This is a genomic window from Blautia sp. An46 (genome assembly GCF_002161645.1).
Taxonomy (GTDB): domain Bacteria; phylum Bacillota; class Clostridia; order Lachnospirales; family Lachnospiraceae; genus Blautia; species Blautia ornithocaccae.
The window spans coordinates 1-16,925 of the sequence record NZ_NFIF01000035.1; the positions used below are offsets into that span (position 1 = coordinate 1).

A 16,925-nucleotide genomic window follows, 5' to 3' on the forward strand; every position below is an offset into this window, starting at 1 on the left:
GGACGCTCACTTTGTTCAATTAGGCCAAATCGAAAATGGTGTAAACGAAGAGGCAGTTCACTGGAATGCCAAAACTGCTTTTTCGTTTACCCCATCATCGATTCTAACCTAAAGAATTTATATAATAGCATTTTCCATTGATTTTTCTTTTGTAACTTTTTCACCTAAATAATTAGCAAGCTTTTCTGTAAAAAAGCTAAAGTAAGATACTCCGTTGTTTCTTTTATTTTGAAAATATGGCAAAAATCCCCATAGTGTTGATGGAATCCCTATTACTATTAAATATAATGGTCCAAAAATAAGGGATTGAATTGTATGACCATATTCGTGAACTAAAAGCCTTTTACTTAATTCTTCATCTGGTATTTTATTTTTTGTTCTTTTATCTTTCATCGGATTAGTTGTTGTAAAGACGAACATTCCCAAAGATACACTTGAAGGAACATTTCTTTCAGTAATAATTGCACCGTGATAAAAATAATGTTTATTTTTTATATTAATTAAAAGTACTATAAATCCTAACAATGTTTGTGGCAATCCCCAAGTGCATTGAATTAATATATATATTACATTTTTCATAACTAACTCCAATCTACAACTTCCAATCTAGCCATATCTCAATTATACCAAATAAGGATGCTCCATACTACACTTTTGAAAAAAATCACAGTCAATAAATAGCGGGCTTACGTTTCCGTGGCAGAACATCTGGTGGACGATGTGGAAACAGCTATTTTAGAAAGATCAGTGCCCCGGTCTTCTCATTTAATGAGACAGACCGGGGCACTTGTCTATGAAAGCACTTTTTTCATGAAATCATTCTTGGTTCTTTACAAGCCCAATAAATCCAGCTCCCTCCGGATTATCTGCGATCAGAGCAGCTTCGCTGCGCAGTACACGCCAGGATATTGCCAGATCTGCCCCTGGCAGCATCAGGTTTACAAGTGCTGTCAGCACCGATATTGTACCAGGGCAGAGAAACATGAACAAAAAGCTACCGCCACCCAGGATAAAGAAAGGAAGAAGCGTACCTATAAGATAAGCTTTCGTTGAAAGAATTGTCCGGCAGGCGCACATGGGGATACCGCTGCGAAGGAAAAACGTCACGTCACCTTTATGCAGCCGTCCTGCCAATTTCCATCCAAAACCATGCAGGGCTTCGTGTAACGGTACACTGACTATAATAACAGCCAGCAGAATCAGACCGGTGCGATCCAGCAGCACCGCCCGGTGAAGCAAGAGCATCCGATAGATTCCCCCGGCCAGAAGTACAAAGGGCAGGGAAAACAGAATACCCCACAGGTAGGTCTGGGATGTGGTAAGGGTGTGCCGCTTCGCCTGCCAGCCCTGGGCAGTGAGAGATTCCAGAGTCATGCAATCTCCTCCCTCCTCCCTGGCAGAGCTTTCAGTGCTTCCAGGGTAGCGTCCAGATTGGATCGATGCCAGTTAGCAACTTTCAAAGCACCGGAACCCATGATACCTGAGCCGAGCCCGCTCATACCTACAGACAGCGTACCAGAGTGACGCCACTCACTCAGTTCTTTCTGCTGAGCGGACAGAGCAATCATGCCCTCATCCGTGTCCAGCTCAATACGCCAGTTGAACATATCTTCTTTTACCTCTACCTTGCGAATAGTATTATAGGGGATCTCCAGTGCCACATCCTTTTTCAGCATGAAGGACATCCTCCCGAAAGGAAGCAATACCAAAGAATCCTGGCACATTTGCAGAGCAAAAAACTCATTGGAAAAGAACTTGACAACCCGCTCGCTCATGTTGGCGGGGGCGTAGGTAACAATAATGGCGCGGTCAGGGATGGGGGAGAACCCGGCTTCCTTTACAAACTCAGTAACATATTTTTCAGCAGGCATAGTAGATATCTCCTTTCGATTTTTCGTATGTTTTCTTTCGATGGTCTAAGTATAGCAGACAAACAGAAACTGTGACCGTTTCTTTCGCCAATGGTTTGATACGTTTCGCCAAATGCAAGAGGCTGTCGCATTAATCAAAATCGAGAATATTTATACATTTTATTGCTCAGCCTGCACCGCTTTGAGCCTATGGTCTCAAAGCTATGCTCGACAAATTCGCATAAAATGTATAAATATTCCTGACATATGTTTAATGTGACAGCCCTTGTTAATCTGTCCGACGATATTCATTTTTCGCCTTGCGGGAGAGGAGGCAGATCTCCCCGTTGTCCATCTCTACCGTCTGCTCCTTTAAGTGTACCGCTCGGATGCGGGAGCGGTTGACTAGGAAACTCCGATGACACCGCCAGAATCCCTCCCCCAGTTGCTGTGCGAGGTGCTCCAGACTACTGTTGAACTCCAGCAGTTCATTGTCCAGGTGCATCTGCAGTGTATGACGCAGCCCTACCGCCTCCAAATAAAGGATGCTGTCCATAGGAATGTGCCGCACGGTATCCAGGATCTTTACCGTACAATAACTGCCCTGACCAGGGCGCTGAGCCTCCATCCGCTCCCGGATACTCTCAAGACAGCTCTGTACCCGTCCGGTCATAGCGGTGTGGTCGCCTTTAACGATATAATCCAGAGCCTCCAGCCGCAGGCGGAATGTCTCAAAGGCAAGATCATTGTGGGCTGTAATAAACACAATGAATCCTCTGGGATCGTACTGCCGCAGCTTTTGGGCCAGCTCCAGTCCGCTCATTTTGCCGGGAAAGTCAATATCCAGAAAATAGATAGCCGGAACGGAATCCTGCTTTTGCACCTCCAGCAGTTTCTCCGGGTCTTCCAGGGCCCGCACCGGCCCCATGTCGCTGTCCAGAATTAAGATCTGATTTCTGACGATCTGCTCCAGACTTTTTCGGATAGGCAGCTCGTCATCACATATGTAAACTGGTATCATATAAATCACCTCCTGAACAGTTAGACCGCCGGAATATGCAGCTCCTGAATGAACATCCCGTCCTTCAGGTAAGTGCGGGTGGCACATCCCCGACACCGGGCAACAATGCGCCGGTAACTGGTCAACCCTGTGCCGTGACCGGAACCTTTGGTGGTATACCCCTTCTTAGTCAGGGAAGAAAGATCCGGCGTTTTTTCATAATTATTTGCCACCGCCAGATACAGTTCTTTCTCCTCCTGGAGCAGTACCACTCGTACTTGACCTTCCTCTTTGGGAACAGCCTCTATGGCGTTATCTAATAGGATGCCCAGGGCTCGGAGCAGATCGTCTGTATCCATACCCAGCCGGCTGTCTATTGGTTTCAAAGCCTCTAATACACCCTTGATCCGCATCTGCCGCATCTTTGCCAGTTTAGTAGCCAGAAGACTTCTTAAGGGATAAAGTTGAATGTTGTTGAGTCCATCCATCTGCGCAATCTCGTTGCCCAGCTTTTCGTCAAAATAACTGCTGGTACGTTTCATGAAGTCCTGGATGCCCGCCAAATCTCCTTCTTGCGCCTGGAGGGTCAGACCGGAAAACAGATTAGTAAAATCATGGCGAAAGGCCCTGATCTCCTGTTGGAGTTCTTCCAGCAGAACCATATGGGCCTGTTGCTGCAAGATTGTTTCCTCCTGTGCTTTGATACGGTCCTGTCCGGCAGCATACATGGCGGCGAACTGGAGCAGGAACACCCCCACTACGATAAGTGCAAAGAAGAAAGTTGCATAACTGGCGTCCGGGGTCAGATTGGGGAACAAAAGCTGCTGTAAAGGCATAATGAGCATGAGAACAAGACAAACCACTAGGGTCAGAATACCTCTGGCTCGGCTGCGGAACATGGCAGTGAAATATCGGTAGAACTCGGACCGTTTCAGAATGGCTGCCACCAGCAAGGCGATCCCAACGGTCAGCATATAAGGCAAATCCAGACGTACGAAAACCAGGAAGTGCTGACGGTCAAACAGCGGTGAATATTCCTCCACAACATACACCATAGTGTTGTTGGCAGTGTTGACGACAAAAGTACACAAGATGGCTGCCGTAAAGGTGTGCAGCAGCGGAATACGGTGGAGTTTCGTCATCATAGCTCCCAAAACTAAAGCCATCAGCAGATAGCAGGCGGTATCAAAGACTGCGGAAGGAATGTTCTCCTGCCCGGTTACTACGGTATATAAAAGGTACAGAAACATTGCCGACCATTGGAACACCTCCCCGCAAATAAAAAAGATGCCCAGAGACTTCCAGTGAATCTTGCGGCCCAGGATACCTGCGGTCAGGATATACAAAGCCAGGGCCATCAGAGCCATAATAAAGGCGACAGAGCCAAGACGATATGCTAAACTCATGGAATTAACCCTCTCTTAAAAAATAAGTATATGAACTGTTCTGTTTTCCCGATTGCTGCCAAATAGTCATTCTTGTAATAAAAGCAGTCTTTCGGGAAATCGAACCAAACAGTCAGTCTAAATAAGTATATCAAATCTTACATTCAATGAAAAGAGAAAATATAAATCCAATCCCCGACACCATATACGGTATGAAGTTGCCGGAACTGCCATGAATACTGGTGCTTTCCAATTGCTCTACGCCAAGCAATAGTCGGACGCTCTTCATCAGCTCTACTTCCAGCTCCTGGTTCTAAAACTATACCTTATTAATTAAAAACAGTAGAAAGCAAGTCCTAAAAGTAGTATTATTAATTCACCACAGCAAAAATGTACCTCCATGTAAAGCAGTGTTTTGATTACTAGTAATTTTAATTCTAACCTAAAGAATTTAGAGGGGGATATAAATGATTGGTTTGTAGCTTAAAATATGAGAAGAAAATTACTAAAAATATAGAAAGGGGTCAAATCATTGAAAAATGATATAACAATACGACAAGAAACACATAAAGATTATAAAGAGATAATTTCACTAATTTTACGTTCTTTTAGTGAAGGAACTGATTACTCGGATGGAACAGATATTATTGCTCTGGTAGAAGAAATACGAGACTCGGAATATTATATTCCCGAATTATCATTTGTTGCTGAATTAGATGGCAAGTTAGTAGGCCATTTCCTTTTTTCGAGATTTCCATTATCTTCCACCCCAAATGGAGTACATATTGATGATAGAGGAGAAAAAAATATCGTTATGCTTGCACCCGTGGCCGTTCATGCCGACTACTTTCATCAGGGAATTGGTTCTGCAATGATTACCAAAGGCATTGAAAAAGTTAGAAATGCAGGATATAAAGGGATTACAGTTGAGGGTGATTATCATTTTTATAATCGTATTGGATTTAAAACATCCTCAGAATTTAACCTTTATCCGACAAGTGGGATACCGATGAAAGAGCCACGCTGTATGATGTGTCAAGAAACTTATACAGGCGCATTGAAAGATATAAAGGGATATATTGTTTATGATATGTATTTCAATGCCTGAAACAAATATAGAAGGAGCTATTTGGAAATGGAATATGGACTTTTAATCGTAATAATCATTATCTGTACAGTAGAGTATATCGAAATTGCAAGGTTAAAATCCCAGGTAAAAAACCAACAGCATCAAATTGATAAGATATGTAACGCAACTGCAAATGAACAAATATCAGCAAATTATATTTCAGATGAATTGAAACAAGATGTAACTGAATTAAAACGGGCGGGAAAAGATACCGAAGCAGTTAAACTATTAAGAAATGCCACATCAATGAGTTTATTGGAGGCTAAAGAATACTTTGACAAATTATAAATAACCGTTCGTACAATGGGATTCCTGCCAGCAGCCATACTCTGCCAAGAGCCCTGGAAAAGCTGGCAGGGCTTTGCCGGGGAGCAGGATAATGCATTTCCCACAGCAATTCTATTAAATTCCACATCCATATATCCTCTCCTCTGGTATATCTTTTTTGCCGGCAATGAGGCGTCCAGCACAATTTTAGAATATTGTGTAAAAATTGCTTGTTCTGCGAAATCAAGCATTTCTGTGCCATATCCCATTCCCTGATAAGAAGGGAGCACAAAAAGCCTGGATATTTCATTTTTCTTTATAGTAACTGTAGCAACAGCGTTCCGGGATCCGTCAAGGCAAAGAAAAACACGATTTCTTTCAATATCTTTCATAATGTTATCTTCACTATGATGTGCAAGAAAAAAATCTACCGCTCCTTTCGGATAGTAATTCCTCCAAATATGGGCCTGCTTCATTCTTTTCTCCTCCGGATCTGTGCGATCATATTTTTTACCTCCGTATCCGGCATACTTTCCGCAAGTCCTATCTGATATGTTTTTTCATTAGTTGTGATTTCCAGAAAGCTGCGCCTGAAATAATAACCGCCTTGCGTTTTTTTGATTTCCATAGAAAGGATATCTTTTATCGGCAGGATCCGGAGAAAACCCCCTTGGGCAATGACTAAAAAATGCTCTGTAATATAGCAGACCGGTCCTATAAGCCCTTTTCTTCCTGCAAATCTCAGACTGTCCGGCAGCTCAGAATCTGCTCTTTGCAAACTTTCCGGATCTATTCTGTTGTCCTGTATTGCAATCTGCAAAATAATCCCTATAAGAATACATATTCCTGCAAGCAACAGGAAGGCAATGTCAGTATCCGAATGATACTTTATGGAAAGAATCCCGATCAACCCTGCCAGAATGATCATTATAAAGATAACAGCCAGACACATATATCTGATCATCAGGAAGTCCTTCATGATTCTATGTATATTTTTGTATTTTCTAATTTCTTTTATTTTCATAACCCGCATTCGACCTCAGGCAGATAAGATAAAGTCTTTTAATATTATGTTCAAAAATCTGCCCGCCAATTTGTATACCTGACAATAATTTACTCGCCATCCTCCTGCTCATTGGAAAAAAGCCTTTTCAGCAAATATTCTCTGTTGTTGATAAACATTTCTGTTACCTGATAGCTTTCTGTTTCTTCATATTGTATTTTTTCTATCCTGCCACTGTCAAAAGACAGGATTTCTGCCCCAGGATACCCTAAAAGTATAGGAGAATGACTGGCGATCACAAACTGGGCGCCGATTTCCACTGCTTTTTTTATTTCAAGCAAAAGAGTCAGTTGTCTCTGAGGGGAAAGGGCCGCCTCGGGCTCGTCCAGAATATAGAGTCCCGGCGAAGACAGTCTGCTCTGCATAAGGGCCAGAAAACTTTCCCCATGAGACCTTTCATGAAAGTTCATAGAAGGATGGGAAATATCTGCATATTCCATCTCTTTTGTCGCCACATTGTAAAAGCTTTCTGCCCTCAGGAAGTAGCCCCATTTTTTCTGCCTGATCCCTCGGACAAGAGTGATGGCTTCCCAAAGTTCCGAATGGGTATCATAGGTAGAAAAGGAATAATTTCTGCTTCCTCCTTCCGGATTAAATCCATAGGCCACAGCAATCCCTTCCAGCAGAGTGGATTTTCCTGTGCCGTTTTCCCCTGCAAAATAAGTCACCGGACTTCTGAATGGAATCTCCTCCACATCTTTCAGATCCGGAATACGATTTAAATAACTGTTTGCTGGAACCCGGTTCCAGTCAATACATACCTTTTTAACAAACAGCGGATACATACGTGTCTGTTTCCTCCCTTATCGTACTGTAATCCACATTATGATTTACAGCAATTTTCTCCATTCTCCTATAAGGCGATCCAGTATCTCTGTTTGATACTACCTTCTTCCAGGACTTCATTCTCTAAGATACCGCCGTTCCTGATAATGGATTTTGCCGAGCCGATATTATTTTTGTCACATGTCATTAACACCCTTGTCAGCCCCAGTTTTCTGCATTCTTCCAATGCCAGCCGGATCATTTCCGTGGCATAGCCTTTTCTCCTTTCGCTGGGCCTTATCCCATCGCCGATATGTCCTCCGTACTTTAACAGGTAGTCATTAAGGTCATGGCGGATATTCACCGCCCCTACCATAAGATTTCTTTTTTCATCGAAACAAAAGAAAGTAGAATCCGGAACCAGCCCTTCCTGGGGTTCTTTATATTCCAGGTGTTCCAGATAATATGCAAAATCCTCATAATTATTTCTAAAAATTGCATTGGGTGATGTGTTGGCTTCGGGATGATTCTCGTTGTAATCAATCCATTCTTTGAGCATATCAATGATCTGATTCTTATATTCATAGCTTCCTTTAACCAGTTTTATTTCCATATCTTTTTCTCTCCTAATGTACTAGCTTATTACTTTGTATCTCAGAAATAAACTGTTGACCATTCCTCCCGGCTGTACGGTTAACTTCCATGTATTTATAGATAACCTCTGTTTCTGGCCTCCTGAATAAGCTTAGGCTGGATCAGGGGATATGTCCAGTTATCTGTCAGATCCTGGCACAGAATAATTTTTTCTATCTCGCTATGTATCTTTTCAAAGGAAAAAATCTCTGCTGTAAAAAGCTTTCCATAGGTCTCCTCTGTAATATTTTCCCCTGCTCTTGTTTTCCCTTTTACGGAATATACGCAGACCGGACGGATGTGGAAATCTACCGCTCCTGTTTCCTCTTTCAGTTCACGTTTCGCCGTCTCCAGGATCGTTTCTCCAGCTTCTCTGTGACCTCCCGGTACTTCCAGAGTATCTCTGTCTTTGTGTTTGCAGAAGATCCATTTTCCTTCTGTTTTGGCTATGATCACTGCAAACTTCAGCAGGGAATCCTCCACCTTATCATAAAACTTTACTTCCAACATATCGTTCAATTTCCTTTACTGTATCCTTCATTTTCTTCGGTTTTTCAGGCAGCCTATTGAGAAATTCGGTAGTGTCCCACCAGATCTTCTCTCTGCTCCAGGATATCCTGCTCATATTTTTTCTGCCAGGAGCTATTATGGTGGATCACATAGGGAACGCCATTTTCATTTCTCCGGTCAGAGACAATGCCGATATGATCCTGGAATATTACAATATCCCCGCCCTGCCACTCTTCTATTTCAGAAAGATCTGTAGTAAGGCTTATTGCCTTGTGTTCGAAATATACTTTCAGGTTTCTCACCCGTCTGAAATCAATATTTTTATCCGGCTTTTCTATATTGTAGCTCTCCTGATCTGCCCTGATATCCTCATCTACCAAGGTCATCAGGTCATATCCGGCACCTTTCAGCGCAAATGCCACCAAATCTGTACATACCCCATAGCCGTCATCTGGATAGCCCGTCTGATAATATTTGCTTTTATATTTAGGCTTAGCAGCAATGTAGTCCAATGCACTCTGGAGGATATCCGCCTGGTCGTCTATGCCGTCCCCATCTTTGTCTGTCATGCTGTGGACCTGTGGGATAACCTGGCTGTATCTATCTGGAAGACGTTCCGAAGAAGTATTTTGATACCGGAAACTCATATAAAGAAAAATGCCCAGAACAACAGCTGCACATATCACTATAATAATTACAATTTTCTTTTTCACAGTTCTTTGATCTCTCTTTGCAGATTTGCCAGAAATACCCCTACATGGGCCCCGTCCATCTGTGTGTGGTGAAATTGAAAGGAAAGAGGCAGCTCATATCGGAACCATTTCTTTTTATATCTGCCCCAGATCATAAAAGGATTGTTAAAAATGCCGCTGTTCATCCCTACTGCCCCGTCAATTTCCGTATCTATGATTGCTGATGTGCCGATCACCATACAGTCTTCTGACAGATCTCTGTCCTGACACTTCTGGGCTGTCCGGGTTGTATATTCCAGGTACTGCTTATTATATTCCTCTAAATCCGGCTGATAATAAATATCGCAGGAATTAATCTCTCCCTTTTTGTTTTTTACAATGGTATTCACTGCAATCCGGTCATATTGGAGCAGTTTGTCTCCCACAGGAAGTGTATAAAACTCCTCCACTCCTGCTGCTGCCTTTCCAATACAGTAATCCAGCAGCATATTAAACTTCATTTTTCTCTTTTTACTTACTTTAACAAGATTCGTCACATCCAGAGTCTTGAAAAACGTCACCATTGGATTAGGAGCTTTCATCCAAAGCTCATAGGCCACGGCACGGCTTGTTTCTTTTGGATCCACTTCTTTTACCATTGTACCCCTCACTAAAAATAAGACTTGTCAAGAAACACCAGGGCATTATCTGCCCCGGTGCTTCTCTTTTTTCTTTTGCTGTTTCATTTCAAATCTGCGCTTAGATTCTGCCAGCTTCTTTTCCTGGCTTTTCACTTTGCGTTCTTTTTTGTTCTGCTCCTGCTGCAGTTTCAGAGCCTGCTGGGATTTTGTTCCAATGCCTGTATTCTCCATCTGTCTCTTTACATCACGCTGCATTCTCTTAGGATTCTTTTTCATTTCCTTAACATCAGTTTCCACAGCGGGGCTAAATTGCAGACTGCAATAGCGTCTCAGTATAAACTCAGAAACTTCATAGTCCTTTGGCTCTGAGCCAAAAGTCACTTTCGCCGCAGCCAGTTTTCCATCCTGAATCCGCACAAAAACGCCTACCCAGAATGGATCTTCAAAGCACACGATCAGTCTGCACCATACTTCACCCATAACAATCCCTCCTTCGTTGATTGAAATGAGCAAAGAACGGACAACCCGGAGGGGCAGGTTACTTACCCTGTCAAGCAGGACGGCCGGGCTACCTACCGGCTCTGGCATACATTGCTGCATACGTTGCGTTTTTATCTTTGCTTTTATATTTTTTCATTATACTATATCATCCTCCTTCTGTCATTTCCTTTGTTAAAAAATTAGTTATTTTCCATTGAACAGGTATGGCTTTACTGCCTTGCTTCTTTCGTTCTTTCGAAATATAATGATTCCATAGAAAGTTATATACAAGAAAGCTATCGGACAGCAGAAAATATTGTCAGGCAGAAAGGAGGCAATGATTATGATTGAAGTTTACTATATAGAAGACGATGAAACAATTGCTGATTTGGTGAAAGAATATTTGGCTCAGCAAAACTGCAGCGTTCTTATTTTCCGAACAATTTCAGAAGCAAAACGGGCACTGCTGGATCATCTTCCTACACTAATCTTAATAGACTGGAACCTGCCGGATGGCCAGGGAAATGACCTATGCCGCTGGATCCGTATTAGATCGGCCAATTTACCGATTATCTTTTTGACTGTTCGAGGGGATTCTCACGACATTGTGGCCGGATTTCAGAATGGTGCCGATGATTACATTGTTAAGCCATTTGAACTTACTGTTCTCTATTCTCGTATACTTGCACTGCTTCGCAGAACAAAAGCTGTCAGAGAATCAAAGCTGTTTTGCAACGACCTGGTCATAGATAAAGAAAAATTAGCTGTTTATTATCAGCAGGAAGAAATCACTGTAAGCCAGCCGGAGTATCATCTTCTTTTATTACTGATGGAAAATAAGGGGAAAACGGTTACCAGAAAGCAGCTTTTAGAGGAGATCTGGGACAGCAATGGAAATTATGTGAATGATAATACACTGACTGTTACTATGAAACGGTTACGTGAGAAACTTCATAATCCCCCATGTCTGAAAACAGTCCGCAGCTTTGGCTACCGGATGGAGGATACCATATGAACGAAAAACGAAAACAAGGATTTCTATTTTTTATTCCCATATTTATTCTTTTTCTGTGTATGACTTGTATGGCATTTTTTTGTCTGCAAACTTATCAGCAGAATACTTTCAAACACATATCTGCATTTTTCCAAACTGCTGCAGAAGCCGATCCTAAATCGGAACCGCAGCTCTTATCTGCATTAAAAGAATATCAATCTTTGTCAGAACAGAAAGTGGACAAACATAATTATCTGGAAAAATACGGGTATCATAAGGATGACTTTTGCAGAGGGCTTCCGGTCCATATCTTTGCACTCTTTTTTTCCTTATTTTTTATTTCTGCCTGCGCTTTTGCCTGGGAGATATGGAGGCTCTGCAGACAAACCCGGCGGCGGATTACTTATCTGACGGAATATCTGGAACAGGTCAATACAGGAACCGGCGGGACATTCATACAGACACAGGAAGATGATTTTTCTCATTTACAGGATGAAATATATAAAACTGTCACCATGCTTTATCAGACCAGAGAAGAAGCGATTGCTGCCAGGGAAAGATTCGCTGAAAATCTGGCAAATATCGCCCATCAGCTGAAGACACCGATCACCGCAGCATATCTTTCTCTACAGCTGATGAAAAAGGCTTCCCAAAATGAATATGCATTACAAGTAGAAAAACAATTGGAACGTCTGAACCGGCTGGAAGAATCTCTGCTGACTCTTTCTAAAATTGACGCAGGCACTCTACCCTTAAAATTCCAAAAGGTTGACATCTATACCGCATTAACTCTGGCAGCGGAAAATCTGAATGATTTACTGTCAGAGAAAAATGTTTCGGTAGTTATACCAGAGAAAGGAGGTATGGAGTTTTCCGGTGATCTGGAATGGTCAATGGAGGCACTTATCAATCTAATGAAAAATTGTATGGAGCATTCACCGTCCGGCGGACACATTTATTGTGATTACACAGAGAATCCTTTGTATGCACAAATTCTGATATGGGATGAAGGCACAGGATTTGTCCAAGGGGACATCCCCCACCTTTTTGAACGATTTTACCAAGGCAGGAACGGAACTCCCAATGGATCCGGCATCGGATTAGCCCTTGCCCGATCGATCTTCGAATTGCAAAATGGAACAGTCACTGCCCGAAACATTCCAGAGGGCGGCGCCTGCTTTGAAATAAAAATATACAGTCACTGAGATGTCACTTTACTTTGTTATACTGTATACAGGCTTAGCAGATCGGCCAGTTACAGAAAGGAGAAGGCGGCATGGAAATACTAAGGTGTGAAGGTGTCCGGAAAGTATACGGTTCTGGAAATAATCAGGTGGTGGCATTGGATCATATCGACCTGTCCATACAGAAGGGAGAATTCGTTGCCATTGTAGGTGCTTCTGGTTCAGGAAAATCTACTCTTCTACATATCCTGGGCAGTATAGATAAGCCTACAGAAGGCAAGGTTGTGATCGAAGACACAGATCTGTCAACGATGACGCCAACACAGGCAGCGATCTTCAGGCGCAGAAAGGTAGGGCTTGTTTATCAATTCTACAATCTGATCCCCACCCTTACAGTGCGAAAGAACATTCTCCTGCCTCTTATGCTGGATAAGAGAAAACCCAATGAAAAATATTTTGAGCAGATTGTCAATTCCCTGGGAATTATTGACAAGTTAGACTTTTTTCCCCATCAGCTGTCCGGAGGCCAGCAGCAGCGTACAGCCATCGCCCGGTCTCTGATTTACCGTCCGGCTCTTTTACTGGCTGATGAACCAACTGGAAATCTTGACAGGAAAAACGGGGAGGAAATTATAGATATGCTGAAATTGTCAAACCGCAGTCTGAACCAGACTATTCTTTTAATTACCCATGATGAAAAGATCGCTTTAGAAGCTGACCGCATTATAACCATAGAAGATGGAAAGATCCTCAGCGATCAGAAAGGCCGGTAAAAGATATGTGGAAAGATTATTCAATTGGATTTATCAGAAAAAACCGTGCTTCCAGCTTATCTGTGCTCGCTGCAGCTTTTATATCTGCACTGTTCTTGTCTTTGCTGTGCAGTTTATCTTACAATTTATGGAAATACGAGATTGAATCAATCACTTTAGAAGAAGGCAGCTGGCAAGGACGGATTTCCGGAACATTTAACGAAAGTATCGTATCAGCTATTCAGAATTTCGCAAATGTAAAAACTGTCCAAATTAATACAGAGCTTTCAGATGAAGAACATCTTGTGATTGATATCTGCTTTCAAAATATGCGGACGATCTATCAGGATCTGCCGCTGATAGCTGAGCATTTTGGTGTGGATGACAATTCTGTGTCTTATCACGAATTGCTTTTATCAAGATACTTGATCCATGACCCCCAGGATACAGATCCTCCTTTATTGATGGCTTTCTATCTGGCAGTGCTGCTGATCGCATCAGTGTCTTTAATTCTGATCATTCACAACTCTTTTGCAGTATCCATGAAAGCCCGTATACATCAGCTTGGCATCCTTTCCAGCATAGGAGCCACACCAGGGCAGATCCGTGCTTGTTTATTGCAGGAAGCCGCCGCTCTTTGTATCCTGCCTATATTATTGGGAACCGTTGCCGGGATCGCATTAAGTTTTGGAACTATCCGGCTTATCAATGCTCTGGCAAAGGGAATTTCCGGCAGGCACGAAGCAGTTTTTGCCTATCATCCGATACTATTTGTGATCACCATATTGTCAGCTATTTTAACGGTTTATGTTTCTGCATGGCTGCCTGCAAGAAAACTAAGTAAACTGACACCCCTCGCAGCAATCCAAAACATTGGAGAGACCCATCTAAAAAAGAGAAAAAAATCTCCCTTTCTATCCCGGATATTTGGCGTTGAAGGCGAGTTGGCCAGGGCTACAATAAAGGCGCAAAAGAAAGCCCTGCGGACTTCTACATTATCTTTGACCCTTTCTTTTCTGGGATTCACACTGATGCTATGCTTTTTTACCCTCTCTGGGATCAGCACAAACCATACCTATTTTGAACGTTATCAGAACGCATGGGATATTATGGTAACAGTGAAAGATAGGAATATAGAAAATTTTGAGAAAACAGAGGAGATCCTGCAATTAAATCATGCAGAAAGCGTTATCTATCAAAAGGCAGCAGCCCAATGTGCAGTTCCGGAAGCCAGTATCAGTGATGATCTGCATCGGTTAGGAGGTTTGGAATCGGTAGCAGGAAATGTCGCCCGTACTTCCGAAGGCGTTTATTCCGTTCAGGCTCCCATTATCATTATGGATGACAATGGATTTAAAGAATACTGTAAAAAGATAGGAATAAAGCCGGAAAAAACAGGATGTATTGTCCTGAACCGCATCTGGGACAGTATAAACAGCAATTTCAGATACAAAGAATATGTTCCATTTCTGACTGCAGAACAGAATACTATCCTTTTACAGAATGTGGAACATACGCAAAATACAGTGGAAATTCCCGTCCTTGCTTATACACAGGAACCACCTGCTTTAAGAGAAGAATATGCGAACTATACTCTGGTTCAATTCATTCCTCTTTCTACCTGGAGACAGGTTGAAAAAGTGATCGGAAATGCCGAACCAGATACTTATATTCGTATACTGGCAGAAAACAGCAGAGAACTTTCCGCACTAAACATGCTGGAAACAAAAGCTGCGGATATCATGGAAGGAAACTATACTTTTGAAATAGAAAACCGTATCCAGGAAAAAATCGACAACAATGCCATGCTGAATGGTTATAAGCTGATTGTCGGAGCCTTATGCGTTTTGCTGGCAATAATCGGCATTGCAAACATATTCTCATACACTTTAGGATTTGTTCAACAAAGGAAACGAGAATTTGCAAGGTATATGTCCATCGGCATGACACCGGAAAGCATGAAAAAAATGTTCTGTATTGAAGCCCTGGTAATTGCCGGCCGTCCGGTGTTGATCACCCTGCCCCTTACTCTGCTGTTTGTAGGATTCATGGTAACAGCAAGTTATCTGAACCCAATGGAATTTCTGAAGGCAGCTCCGATCATGCCGATTGTAATTTTCATATTGGTCATTTTCGGTTTTGTGGCATTGGCCTATTACATCGGCGGCAGAAAAATAATGAAATGCAATCTGATTGAGGCACTGCAAAGGGATCATATTTTATAAGAGAATGGTCCGGGCTGTAGTCCCGGACCATTCCTTCATAGCTAAGCACTTTAAAAGTTCTGAAAAATTGATGTCAGCGCCATCAATATAAATATAACAACAAACAAAATCTGTACAACATGTCCGCTTCCGGCTGTTGTTTCCTCGAATTCCATGGGTCTGTCATCAAAGATACCTGGATCCTTCATCCGTTCTTTATACTGAAAATCCTCCAGATAATGCTTCCATCCGCTCCGGTCTGTATAGATGCGTACCTGATTGGAGGCAAGATACCGGTGGATCGGCTTTCGGTATCCCTGACTTGTGATCGTATTCACAACTCCGGTAACCGGATCTGTAATATCCACCTGAAGATAGTAATACCTGTGATATCTAAGAGAGTTATTTTTTCCTGACTGATAAGGAACATCCTGCCGTACCACACTCCGGATCCAGCCAAGCTGTGAAGATCCGTATGCGATAGCCTCTGCCCGCTGCCTGCGGTAAAACAATGCTTTTCGTATCATAGTAACAGCGGTATACACCGGAAGCAATCCCGCCACAAAAAACAAAAGAGCAGCTGTATGGGTACCGCCGGTCAGAAAAGAACCAATAAGTGAGGAATACCACAGGATCACAAACAAAATCAGGAATACCACATTTCCCATTTCCTCCTCTGCAGGCCGGATCTTTCTTTTCATAAATTTCTCCTTTTTCTTTAGTTTGATATTCTCTTTAATCCATTAAAATTTGTCAGTATTTAAAAGGGTATCATAAATGTCTTTAACAATATTTTCCATATCCTTCTCAGCAGTAATACTGGTTTCATGTAATATATTTGAAAAGTCTTTTTCACGCCACCATCTTCGCATTTCCTTTGCGCCAAATTCCTGACACTTAGCTCTTGTCAAATGTCGCTTAACGGTCTCCTCGAAAGGCAGATCAAAATAGTAGGCAAACACTTCTGTGCCATATACTTGAATAGCCAGTTCAAATAATGACTTATACCAATCTGCATTCATGATACCTTCCAGTATAACGATATCGCTGTGTTTACTGCCATATATCAGAAGTTCCTTCATAAGAGGCAATGCAGGTGTATTTTCTCCATCATCAACATTCAACATATTTCTTCTTATTTCGTCTTGCGAAATAAGCATGGTATTCTGTCCAAATTTACTTTGTAATTCTTTTGCGATTGTGGATTTCCCACTGCCTGAATTTCCTCTGAGTATAATTAATTTTCCCATGTTATCTCCCCTCTCAAACACAAATTAGAATTGAACAAAATCGCTGCGCGATGGCCTGCCAAGGCTGTGGCATAGCGATTTTCTGTTTTCTATAACAAAAGCAGTAGAAAGCAAGTCCTAAAAGTAGTATTGTTAAGTCACCACAAC

Annotated in this window: 21 protein-coding genes and 1 pseudogene; 6 read left to right on the forward strand and 16 right to left on the reverse strand. The window is 42.2% G+C overall.

The features are described 5' to 3' along the window. Positions 1-117 precede the first annotated feature (117 nt). The 6 genes from B5G00_RS17805 to B5G00_RS17825 all read right to left on the reverse strand — a co-directional run bounded on the left by B5G00_RS17805 (position 118) and on the right by B5G00_RS17825 (position 4,256). Positions 118-579 (reverse strand): hypothetical protein, encoded by a 462-nt coding sequence (locus B5G00_RS17805; protein WP_087251765.1) that lies wholly within the window; start codon positions 577-579, stop codon positions 118-120. 237 nt (positions 580-816) lie between these two features. After that, entirely contained in the window at positions 817-1,374 is a 558-nt protein-coding gene (locus tag B5G00_RS17810) for a DUF3267 domain-containing protein (protein WP_087274994.1), read from the reverse strand. Beyond that, entirely contained in the window at positions 1,371-1,871 is a 501-nt protein-coding gene (locus B5G00_RS17815; protein ID WP_087274995.1) for a hypothetical protein, read from the reverse strand. The genes B5G00_RS17810 and B5G00_RS17815 overlap by 4 nt, the downstream gene beginning before the upstream one ends. Before the next feature lie 268 nt (positions 1,872-2,139). Then, positions 2,140-2,871, reverse strand: a complete 732-nt coding sequence (locus tag B5G00_RS17820; protein WP_087274996.1) for a LytR/AlgR family response regulator transcription factor — start codon at positions 2,869-2,871, stop codon at positions 2,140-2,142. After that, positions 2,849-2,908 carry a hypothetical protein gene (locus B5G00_RS20010; RefSeq protein WP_140403184.1) on the reverse strand — a complete coding sequence of 20 codons (60 nt, stop codon included), beginning with the start codon at positions 2,906-2,908 and terminating at the stop codon, positions 2,849-2,851. The genes B5G00_RS17820 and B5G00_RS20010 overlap by 23 nt, the downstream gene beginning before the upstream one ends. Further along, a complete protein-coding gene (locus tag B5G00_RS17825; protein WP_087274997.1) occupies positions 2,892-4,256 on the reverse strand; it encodes a sensor histidine kinase in 1,365 nt (454 codons plus the stop codon). Before B5G00_RS17825 ends, B5G00_RS20010 begins: the two co-directional genes overlap by 17 nt. A gap of 511 nt (positions 4,257-4,767) precedes the next feature. Between B5G00_RS17825 and B5G00_RS17830 the strand changes: the two genes are divergently transcribed. Continuing rightward, positions 4,768-5,343 (forward strand): GNAT family N-acetyltransferase, encoded by a 576-nt coding sequence (locus tag B5G00_RS17830; RefSeq protein ID WP_087274998.1) that lies wholly within the window; start codon positions 4,768-4,770, stop codon positions 5,341-5,343. A gap of 27 nt (positions 5,344-5,370) precedes the next feature. After that, a complete protein-coding gene (locus B5G00_RS17835) occupies positions 5,371-5,652 on the forward strand; it encodes a hypothetical protein (protein WP_087274999.1) in 282 nt (93 codons plus the stop codon). Positions 5,653-5,780: 128 nt separating this feature from the next. On the opposite strand, the pseudogene B5G00_RS19885 reads toward B5G00_RS17835, so the two are convergent. From B5G00_RS19885 to B5G00_RS17875, 8 genes and pseudogenes are all read right to left on the reverse strand, one after another. Further along, positions 5,781-6,107, reverse strand: a pseudogene (locus B5G00_RS19885) (GNAT family N-acetyltransferase); the annotation flags it as partial. Next, positions 6,104-6,595, reverse strand: coding sequence for a hypothetical protein (locus B5G00_RS17845; protein WP_140403183.1), 492 nt, complete (start codon positions 6,593-6,595; stop codon positions 6,104-6,106). The gene B5G00_RS17845 and the pseudogene B5G00_RS19885, both read right to left, overlap by 4 nt. 149 nt (positions 6,596-6,744) lie before the next feature. Continuing rightward, complete coding sequence (locus B5G00_RS17850) at positions 6,745-7,479, reverse strand: AAA family ATPase (RefSeq protein WP_087275001.1); 735 nt, start codon at positions 7,477-7,479, stop codon at positions 6,745-6,747. A 68-nt stretch (positions 7,480-7,547) separates the two neighbouring features. Beyond that, positions 7,548-8,072, reverse strand: coding sequence for a GNAT family N-acetyltransferase (locus tag B5G00_RS17855; RefSeq protein ID WP_087275002.1), 525 nt, complete (start codon positions 8,070-8,072; stop codon positions 7,548-7,550). A 95-nt stretch (positions 8,073-8,167) separates the two neighbouring features. Further along, positions 8,168-8,602, reverse strand: coding sequence for an NUDIX hydrolase (locus tag B5G00_RS17860; RefSeq protein WP_087275003.1), 435 nt, complete (start codon positions 8,600-8,602; stop codon positions 8,168-8,170). Positions 8,603-8,655: 53 nt separating this feature from the next. Beyond that, on the reverse strand, positions 8,656-9,315 hold the full coding sequence (locus tag B5G00_RS17865) for a DUF1287 domain-containing protein (protein WP_242971422.1): 660 nt from the start codon (positions 9,313-9,315) through the stop codon (positions 8,656-8,658). Continuing rightward, a complete protein-coding gene (locus tag B5G00_RS17870; RefSeq protein ID WP_087275004.1) occupies positions 9,312-9,932 on the reverse strand; it encodes a CatA-like O-acetyltransferase, family 2 in 621 nt (206 codons plus the stop codon). The genes B5G00_RS17865 and B5G00_RS17870 overlap by 4 nt, the downstream gene beginning before the upstream one ends. Before the next feature lie 45 nt (positions 9,933-9,977). Then, positions 9,978-10,394: a YjdF family protein gene (locus tag B5G00_RS17875; protein ID WP_087275005.1), complete on the reverse strand. Its 417-nt coding sequence runs from the start codon at positions 10,392-10,394 to the stop codon at positions 9,978-9,980. A gap of 343 nt (positions 10,395-10,737) precedes the next feature. On the opposite strand from B5G00_RS17875, the gene B5G00_RS17880 reads away from it, so the two are divergent. From B5G00_RS17880 to B5G00_RS17895, 4 genes are all read left to right on the forward strand, one after another. Beyond that, positions 10,738-11,409, forward strand: a complete 672-nt coding sequence (locus B5G00_RS17880) for a response regulator transcription factor (RefSeq protein WP_087275006.1) — start codon at positions 10,738-10,740, stop codon at positions 11,407-11,409. A 200-nt stretch (positions 11,410-11,609) separates the two neighbouring features. Beyond that, positions 11,610-12,593, forward strand: coding sequence for a sensor histidine kinase (locus B5G00_RS17885; protein WP_242971423.1), 984 nt, complete (start codon positions 11,610-11,612; stop codon positions 12,591-12,593). 71 nt (positions 12,594-12,664) lie between these two features. Continuing rightward, positions 12,665-13,345, forward strand: a complete 681-nt coding sequence (locus tag B5G00_RS17890; RefSeq protein ID WP_087275008.1) for an ABC transporter ATP-binding protein — start codon at positions 12,665-12,667, stop codon at positions 13,343-13,345. Between the two features lie 5 nt (positions 13,346-13,350). Next, positions 13,351-15,549 (forward strand): ABC transporter permease, encoded by a 2,199-nt coding sequence (locus B5G00_RS17895; RefSeq protein WP_087275009.1) that lies wholly within the window; start codon positions 13,351-13,353, stop codon positions 15,547-15,549. A 50-nt stretch (positions 15,550-15,599) separates the two neighbouring features. Here B5G00_RS17895 and B5G00_RS17900 read toward each other — a convergent pair whose 3' ends face one another. Continuing rightward, the gene (locus B5G00_RS17900) at positions 15,600-16,229 is read right to left on the reverse strand and encodes a hypothetical protein (RefSeq protein ID WP_087275010.1); all 630 of its coding nucleotides are present in this window, start codon (positions 16,227-16,229) and stop codon (positions 15,600-15,602) included. A 42-nt stretch (positions 16,230-16,271) separates the two neighbouring features. Further along, positions 16,272-16,778, reverse strand: coding sequence for a kinase (locus B5G00_RS17905; protein ID WP_087275011.1), 507 nt, complete (start codon positions 16,776-16,778; stop codon positions 16,272-16,274). Between the last annotated feature and the right edge of the window lie 147 nt (positions 16,779-16,925).

Excerpts from the sequence above, each read along its gene's own strand:
- B5G00_RS17805 (WP_087251765.1), bottom strand. The coding sequence starts at position 579 with ATGAAAAATGTAATATATATATTAATTCAATGCACTTGGGGATTGCCA.
- B5G00_RS17810 (WP_087274994.1), bottom strand. The coding sequence starts at position 1,374 with ATGACTCTGGAATCTCTCACTGCCCAGGGCTGGCAGGCGAAGCGGCAC.
- B5G00_RS17815 (WP_087274995.1), bottom strand. The coding sequence starts at position 1,871 with ATGCCTGCTGAAAAATATGTTACTGAGTTTGTAAAGGAAGCCGGGTTC.
- B5G00_RS17820 (WP_087274996.1), bottom strand. The coding sequence starts at position 2,871 with ATGATACCAGTTTACATATGTGATGACGAGCTGCCTATCCGAAAAAGT.
- B5G00_RS17825 (WP_087274997.1), bottom strand. The coding sequence starts at position 4,256 with ATGAGTTTAGCATATCGTCTTGGCTCTGTCGCCTTTATTATGGCTCTG.
- B5G00_RS17835 (WP_087274999.1), top strand. The coding sequence starts at position 5,371 with ATGGAATATGGACTTTTAATCGTAATAATCATTATCTGTACAGTAGAG.
- B5G00_RS17845 (WP_140403183.1), bottom strand. The coding sequence starts at position 6,595 with ATGATCAGATATATGTGTCTGGCTGTTATCTTTATAATGATCATTCTG.
- B5G00_RS17850 (WP_087275001.1), bottom strand. The coding sequence starts at position 7,479 with ATGTATCCGCTGTTTGTTAAAAAGGTATGTATTGACTGGAACCGGGTT.
- B5G00_RS17855 (WP_087275002.1), bottom strand. The coding sequence starts at position 8,072 with ATGGAAATAAAACTGGTTAAAGGAAGCTATGAATATAAGAATCAGATC.
- B5G00_RS17860 (WP_087275003.1), bottom strand. The coding sequence starts at position 8,602 with ATGTTGGAAGTAAAGTTTTATGATAAGGTGGAGGATTCCCTGCTGAAG.
- B5G00_RS17870 (WP_087275004.1), bottom strand. The coding sequence starts at position 9,932 with ATGGTAAAAGAAGTGGATCCAAAAGAAACAAGCCGTGCCGTGGCCTAT.
- B5G00_RS17875 (WP_087275005.1), bottom strand. The coding sequence starts at position 10,394 with ATGGGTGAAGTATGGTGCAGACTGATCGTGTGCTTTGAAGATCCATTC.
- B5G00_RS17880 (WP_087275006.1), top strand. The coding sequence starts at position 10,738 with ATGATTGAAGTTTACTATATAGAAGACGATGAAACAATTGCTGATTTG.
- B5G00_RS17890 (WP_087275008.1), top strand. The coding sequence starts at position 12,665 with ATGGAAATACTAAGGTGTGAAGGTGTCCGGAAAGTATACGGTTCTGGA.
- B5G00_RS17895 (WP_087275009.1), top strand. The coding sequence starts at position 13,351 with ATGTGGAAAGATTATTCAATTGGATTTATCAGAAAAAACCGTGCTTCC.
- B5G00_RS17900 (WP_087275010.1), bottom strand. The coding sequence starts at position 16,229 with ATGAAAAGAAAGATCCGGCCTGCAGAGGAGGAAATGGGAAATGTGGTA.
- B5G00_RS17905 (WP_087275011.1), bottom strand. The coding sequence starts at position 16,778 with ATGGGAAAATTAATTATACTCAGAGGAAATTCAGGCAGTGGGAAATCC.